At 28.7% G+C, this 7,159-nt stretch carries 8 protein-coding genes; all 8 read left to right on the forward strand.

Features of this window, described 5'->3' with window-relative positions; all coding sequences use genetic code 11:
* Positions 1–331: 331 nt before the first annotated feature.
* The 8 genes from QZZ48_RS04535 to QZZ48_RS04570 all read left to right on the forward strand — a co-directional run bounded on the left by QZZ48_RS04535 (position 332) and on the right by QZZ48_RS04570 (position 7,095).
* On the forward strand, positions 332–1,399 hold the full coding sequence (locus QZZ48_RS04535; protein WP_294962404.1) for a DNA cytosine methyltransferase: 1,068 nt from the start codon (positions 332–334) through the stop codon (positions 1,397–1,399).
* On the forward strand, positions 1,392–2,453 hold the full coding sequence (locus QZZ48_RS04540; RefSeq protein WP_294962406.1) for a DUF262 domain-containing protein: 1,062 nt from the start codon (positions 1,392–1,394) through the stop codon (positions 2,451–2,453). Before QZZ48_RS04535 ends, QZZ48_RS04540 begins: the two co-directional genes overlap by 8 nt.
* A gap of 1 nt (position 2,454) precedes the next feature.
* The gene (locus tag QZZ48_RS04545; RefSeq protein ID WP_294962408.1) at positions 2,455–3,234 is read left to right on the forward strand and encodes an MAE_28990/MAE_18760 family HEPN-like nuclease; all 780 of its coding nucleotides are present in this window, start codon (positions 2,455–2,457) and stop codon (positions 3,232–3,234) included.
* Between the two features lie 80 nt (positions 3,235–3,314).
* The gene (locus QZZ48_RS04550) at positions 3,315–4,460 is read left to right on the forward strand and encodes a hypothetical protein (RefSeq protein ID WP_294962410.1); all 1,146 of its coding nucleotides are present in this window, start codon (positions 3,315–3,317) and stop codon (positions 4,458–4,460) included.
* A 154-nt stretch (positions 4,461–4,614) separates the two neighbouring features.
* On the forward strand, positions 4,615–4,872 hold the full coding sequence (locus QZZ48_RS04555; RefSeq protein ID WP_294962411.1) for a hypothetical protein: 258 nt from the start codon (positions 4,615–4,617) through the stop codon (positions 4,870–4,872).
* Between the two features lie 286 nt (positions 4,873–5,158).
* Entirely contained in the window at positions 5,159–6,475 is a 1,317-nt protein-coding gene (locus tag QZZ48_RS04560; protein ID WP_294962412.1) for a hypothetical protein, read from the forward strand.
* A gap of 10 nt (positions 6,476–6,485) precedes the next feature.
* The gene (locus QZZ48_RS04565; RefSeq protein ID WP_294962414.1) at positions 6,486–6,782 is read left to right on the forward strand and encodes a hypothetical protein; all 297 of its coding nucleotides are present in this window, start codon (positions 6,486–6,488) and stop codon (positions 6,780–6,782) included.
* Positions 6,763–7,095, forward strand: coding sequence for a hypothetical protein (locus QZZ48_RS04570; RefSeq protein ID WP_294962416.1), 333 nt, complete (start codon positions 6,763–6,765; stop codon positions 7,093–7,095). The genes QZZ48_RS04565 and QZZ48_RS04570 overlap by 20 nt, the downstream gene beginning before the upstream one ends.
* Positions 7,096–7,159 lie beyond the last annotated feature (64 nt).

Consider the following 7,159-nt stretch of genomic DNA (forward strand, 5'->3'; position numbering starts at 1 on the left):
TCTTACTATACGCTTATCAAAAAACGGTACATAATATATACTATATAAATAAACTTCTAATAGCTCCGGATACTAGATTCTGCAAATGAAACTAAAAAGCCTTAAAATATTCATTTTAAACTCTTTCTTATATCAGAGGAATCTACTAAATATATAACACGTATTTAATAATTTATTTTTATCTTTACAATAAACAGCTTCTAATAATGGATGTTTTTAAGCATATTACGATTTAAATGTATTTGTGAAAAAAAATATAGTTAACTTCCTTATAGTTTTATTTAACTATAATAAGAAAAATATAAGATTTATAGAATTTAGGAAATAATTAATGACAGATTATAATGTTTCCGCAGTAGATTTGTTTTGTGGAATTGGTGGACTGTCTTATGGTTTCAAAGAAGCAGGAATAAATATCAAAGCGGGTATTGATTTTGATAACACTTGTAAATATGCATTTGAAGCAAATTGCGGCTCTAGATTTATTCATGCAGATGTATCAAAAGTAAAAAGTTCCGAAGTACTTGACATGTTTGATAATGATGATATTAAGGTACTTGTAGGATGTGCTCCTTGTCAGCCATTTTCAACATATACTTTAAAAGGCGATAAGCAGAAGGACTCAAGATGGCGATTACTTTATGAGTTCTCACGAATCATTAAAGATGTTAAGCCAGATATTGTTTCAATGGAAAATGTACCAAACCTATTAAAATTTAAAAAAGAACCTGTATTCCATAATTTTGTAAAAGAATTAGAAGAATATGGTTATCATGTTTGGTATGATATTGTATTTTCCCCGGATTATGGTATACCACAAAAAAGAAAGAGGTTAGTTTTGTTAGCGTCTAAAAAAGGCAAAATAGAGCTAATTAAACCAACGCACACACCGGAAGAATATATTTCCGTTAGGAAAGCTATTGGAAATTTAGAAAAAATAAGTTCTGGTGAAGCTTCTAAAAAAGATTTTATTCACAAAGCTTCTAAAATATCAGAAAAGAATTTAAAAAGAATTAGACAATCTATACCAGGTGGTAGTTGGTCACGGGATTGGGATGAAGATTTAAAACTTGATTGCCATAAAACTACTAAGGGACAAACTTATGTCAGTGTTTATGGTCGTATGGAATGGGATAAACCATCTCCTACAATGACTACATTTTGCACAGGTATTGGAAATGGAAGGTTTGGACACCCTGAACAAGATAGAGCTATATCATTAAGAGAAGCAGCTATCCTTCAAAGTTTTCCACAGAGCTATAAGTTTACAGATAAAAAAGAAAATTTAAAATTCGGACAAGTTTCTAGACAAATAGGAAATGCCGTTCCTCCAAAACTTGGAGAAGTTATTGGTATAAGTATTATGAAACACTTAAAGGAGATGAAGAAAAATGTCTAAGGAAATAGAGATTACAGAAAGAATGCAAAATGAAGCAGAAAAGCAAATTCTTGAAAAAATAAAAAATTACGATTATGATACAGTAGAATATCCAATAGGAGTTATTATTCAACAATATCATGATGGTATAGATAACGAAGATGGAGAGATCTATATACCTGATTATCAAAGAGAATTTGTTTGGGCAGACAAAAGACAATCAAAATTTATAGAATCAGTAATTTTAGGTATTCCTATTCCTTATATATTTTTTGCTGATGTAGAAGGTAGATATGAAATTGTTGATGGTTCTCAAAGAATCAGAACATTGCATGCTTTTCTTCACAATAAATTAAAGCTTGAAAATTTAGATAAGCTCACAAATTTAAATAATTTTTACTTTAAAGATTTATCTATAGTTAGACAAAGAAGGATAAAGAAAAAAAGCTTAAAGATGATTGCTCTTAGCGAAAAAACTGATCCTGAGGCTAGATTTGATTTATTTGAAAGAATTAATACAGGAAGTGATGAGTTAAAAAGTATAGAAGTCAGAAAAGGTGTGCATAGTGGTAAGTTCTATGATTTTATAACAAAATGTACGGAGAATAAACTATTTAAAGAACTATGTCCAATTAGTGACAAGAGAACATTAAGAGCAGAACCACAAGAAATGGTATTAAGATTTTTTGCTTACTCAGAAGATAGAGATAACTATAAAGGACATGTAGCTACATTTATTGATGAGTACATTAAAGATAAAAAACAAATCTTTAACTCGTCTATTGAAACAACTATGGAAAGTAATTTCCATCTAATGTTGGATTTTGTAAAACAAAATTTTGAAAATGGTTTTGCAAAAACAAAAAATGCAAAATCAACTCCTAGAGTTAGATTTGAAGCTATATCTGTAGGTGTTGATTTGGCACTACATGAAATACCTGATTTATCAATCCTGAATACTGACTGGATAGATTCTGATGAATTTAAAACTCATACTCGCTCAGATGCATCTAATAATAGACTTAAATTAATGGGTCGAACAGATTTTGTAAAGAATAAGCTTTTAGGTTTATAATATGAGCATTGAAATTGTAATTTTAGAATTTGATTCAAAAGTTGAAGAAATAAATGAGTATTTTTCTTTCATAGAAAAAACTACACATCTTCGTCCAAGTTTTAGTCAGGGCGAAGAAATGGTACAAGTTTCACAAACTGTTCATAATGTCTTAAAAGCAAATCTTTTTTTACTCTTATATAATCTTATTGAATCATCTTTTAAAGATTCATTAGAAAAAATCTGCATACAAATAAGCAATGAAGAGTTGCAATATCAAGACTTGATTCCAGAAATAAAGAAACTATGGATTGAAAAAGAGTACAAAAACTTTAACAGTACGAACCTTCCTCAAAATGTAAAACAACATGAATACATTATGGATAAAATAGACACTATTGCTGAAGATATAGTAAACATAGAGTTCTATACCGATGAAGCCAAAACAAAAAATAGTGATATTTCTGGAAACCTACATGTAGGTGAAATGAGTAAAATAGTTTCTAAATATGGTGCACATATAATTAATAAACCTCAAGTAAATAAATCTTCACTATTTACAGTTAAGACTCAAAGGAATAGTTTGGCACATGGAGAAGAAACATTTAGTGAGTGTGGAGGTAGTTATTCACTTCCAAAACTTAAAGAAATAAAAGATGATTCTATAAACTATATGCAATTTATATTAACACATATAGAAAACTTCATAAATAGCCAACAATATAAGAAAACTGGTCTTAATCACAAAATGGAAAGATTTGGTCAGCTTATTAAAAGTAACTTTAGAGATGTCTTATATTAACTTTAATTATAAAAGTAGTGCGTGGTTACCTAACCTATGAAGTAAAGAATTAAAGAATAAACTAATGTATAAGAATTATTATGTATGAACTTCAAAACATAAACCAAAACTTAATAAAAAAGTTTTACGAAGCAACAAAAAAGTCAAAAGAACATAAAAACTGGTACAGCATTATATTTGTGTCTATTAACAACACATTACATGAAATGTTGCCTGAGCTACCTAAATATGTTACAAATAGATATGTACAAGAGTTTATGAAACCTATTCTAGATATTAAAGATTATGACATTAGTATTCGTAATTTTGCAGATAAATATGAAGCGATTGAAGCTTATAATAATACATACAAAGAGCTAATTGAAGAATGTGAAAATAGTAATGATATAGTTGATAAAGACAACTTAGTATTGATTGATTATATATATGAACTACTTGAATATGACAGAGTAATTATTGTAGATAATGAAAAATCTTTATACTCATTTACATATTTGTCAGAAATTTATATGCAATATAAAGACGCATATGATAAATTAGAATCAAATAAACAAAATAATAAATCAGAAAAAGCAATTAACACTTCGAGTAACACTGCTACTGGATATAAGAATAAAGTTAAATTCATAAATGAGTATTTAGAGCCTTATATCAGCCATCCTAATATTGAGAGTAAAAAAGAAGAAACTCAATTAAAATTTATTAAAGAGTATGATGAACATCATCATATTATGGCTAGAGCTATTCATAGTGTTTCAAAAATAAAAGACATACCAGAAAACTCAATTACCAATATAATAGGTGGTCTTGCTCCTTGGATAGATAGTGATGGAAAGATTACTAAGAATGATTTTTATGTTAGTTGGTATGCTTCTATATTTCTTTTATATGCAAACTCTAATATGCCTATAAAAAAGAAACTTGAACTTGCTAGACTTTCTTCTTATGTTGTTTTTCCACATTTAAAAAAGACAAAGAAAACTATAACCCCTAATAAGAATAAATCATCCTCAAAAAAATACATGATAAAAGACGAAACAATTGTAGAATATCAAATAAGTCAAAACTCAACCACAAAACCTATTAGAGAAAAATCTTTCTTTGAGGGTTTACGATTATATGACTTTTCAGATGGTCGTTTTAAAATAACAAAAACTAAAGATGAGATAGACCAAACAGAAGAATATTTACGAATAATTACTAAACACCTAAATAAATTAAGCTAAGGTTCAATTACGAGCATTCTTATATCTACCTCCTAAATAAATGACAAAAAAAGACCTTTCCTCTAAACTTACAACTGATTAATTAATTTCCACCAAAAAGCATTCCGGTGCTTCTTATACGCGTTTGAGTTTAACTCAATACAAAGGCTTTATTATGATTATCATAAAAGCTAAATTACTGCATATATTTACAAGTGCAGACTATACAAATAAAGAGACACAAGAAGTGACTCTAGGTAAGGTAAAGTTACAGCTCTTAGCAATAGTAACTTTACGCAATGGTGAAATCAAAAATGAGTTGATAGATATCTCTATTCCTAAAGAAAAACTTAGTCTATATAAAGACAAGATTGGCTCAACTGTAGAAGTTGAAGTAGGTGTAATAGGAAAGTGTAATTACTACGGTATCTAGTTAAATAACTCGTAGTGAGAGAAGCTTATCATCTGTTTGTGAGGTCACGAACAAAAGATGAAGAGCGACTCGAACAACGAGCTAAATTTCCGAGTTATTGGTAACACTCGGTTCTTAACATATTTAATACTGAAAATTACTATGTTAAAAATTGAAAATTTACTAAAAAACTATCTCGGAGATGAGGACGGAAAGGAAGAACGCCTGAGTGATGACTCCCCGCCCGCAATCGTAGCAGGAGGCTATACTTTGCCTCCTTTAATAACTAACATTTAAAGGTATAAAAATGGAAAATGAAAATAGCATATCCACTAACTTACCAAATGTAATTAGTGGGATAGATACACTCTACTTCTTCTATGAATCTAATGACGCTTATGATGATTTTTTCTTAGAAATATTAGACCAGTTAGAAGATAGCAAAGGTAGATTTGATAAACGAGATATCTCGTACTCAAATAAAGATTTAAAAGTATCTATAAACAATCAAGTTTTTGAGTTCAACGGTAAGGCACAAGGTTTTTACTGGTTCACTCATTTAGATAACTTCTTAACTGTTGGATTTAAAGACAATCTAACTAATAGAAGTTTAAATGATATACAAATACAGTTTACAGCAGTAGGACTTTATACATTAGGATTAAAGGCTTTACTTAGATATGTAGATGATATATTTAAAGAAGTTACAACTGATTATAAACCTATCACTAGAGTTGATTTAAACATGTTTATACAGTCTGACTTATCATGGTTAGACAAAGATATGTTTGTAAGTAGAAAACGCAAATACACTACTCATTTAAAAGAGGTAAGTTCTAAGTATAGACTTCAAACTCTCTACATTGGAAAAGAGCCTTTTTTACTTCGTTTATATGATAAAAAAGAAGAACTAAAAAACTCTAAGAAAAGTGAACTTATGTATGAATACTTTTTAAATAATGGTTTCACTAGAGAGGATGATATATTTAATCTAGAGTTTGAACTTCATCGTAAATATCTAAAGACTTACAACATTGATACAGTAGAAGATTTACTTGGTCATGCAGAGAAGCTTTTTAAAGAGTCTATGAACGCAATAAGATTAGTTGATTTATCTACAATATCAGAGAATGCTGTAAATACTGCAAATAGATACAAAGCAGAGACTCATCCACTTTGGCAACATATAAGTGACTCTTACAAGCTAAAAGACTTTTTAGAAGTAGATATGCCCTTAGAAAGATTAAAGAGAAAGAACTACTCTTATACTATTGAAGAATCTATGAAAGAACATATAGCTTTGGCTAGAAAGTATTATGTACATGGTGGCATAGTAGATGAACAGTTTTATGATGAGATACAAGAAGCTTTTGAAAAAAGTATAGAGCCTAAATATGATGATATTAAAAATCCTATTAAACTACAAACAGTTTATGTAAACATAGATGAGCAAGTAAACCTAAAAGAGCTTAGTGATTTAGAGCTAGAGAAGTACGTTAAAACTTTAGAGTTGAAAATGACTAATCCTGATATAGATATACAGATACTTATTAAAAAACATCAATTAGCATTTGTTGAATTGGAACATAGAGAAAAACCAGTTCAACAAAAATTTCCTTTTTAGGTGGTGCGTCATGAATGTTAATGCGTTTGAAAATTTAGAATTAATTCCAGTTCTAATTGAACAAAATGAAATATTACTTGATAGACTTAATAAATTAGTACCTCCAATAAACACCAAAAAAGAGGTTGCAAAGTTTTTAAATAAGTCTCAAAGTACTATCAACAGGTATATACAACTAGGGTATCTTATTGAGGGAGTTCATTTTTATCGAAAAAATGGTAAAATACTTGTGTTTATAGAGGACGCTATTACTGAATTTAGGAAAGAACTAAATAAAGGTTTAGCATATGAAAAAGTTACGGTTTAAAAATAGAAATGGGATATTGTATTTTGGTTTTGGAGACAAATTTAAGTCTAGTAAACTTAAATATTCAAATGTCAATAAGAACATCATTATAAATAAATTTAAAAATGGTGCTTTGAATGAAGACTTAGAGTTTAATATGGCACATAGTCTGACGGTTAAAGTTTATATGCTCAGGGTTATGAACGAAAAAAAGAAAACTCTAAAGCATAATACATTATCTGCTTATGAAAGCTCTATGAATAGGATTTTATTATATTTTCATGAAAAGAAAATTAAAGAAGCGCCAATTCTAAAATCAAGTGCAATTTTTTGAAAGTAAGTTGAAAGATAGGATTAATCGATAATCTGCTAATCTTATTCGACCAAAAACAAAGAAG

The sequence above is a fragment of the Sulfurimonas sp. genome, from assembly GCF_016744025.1.
GTDB lineage: Bacteria > Campylobacterota > Campylobacteria > Campylobacterales > Sulfurimonadaceae > Sulfurimonas.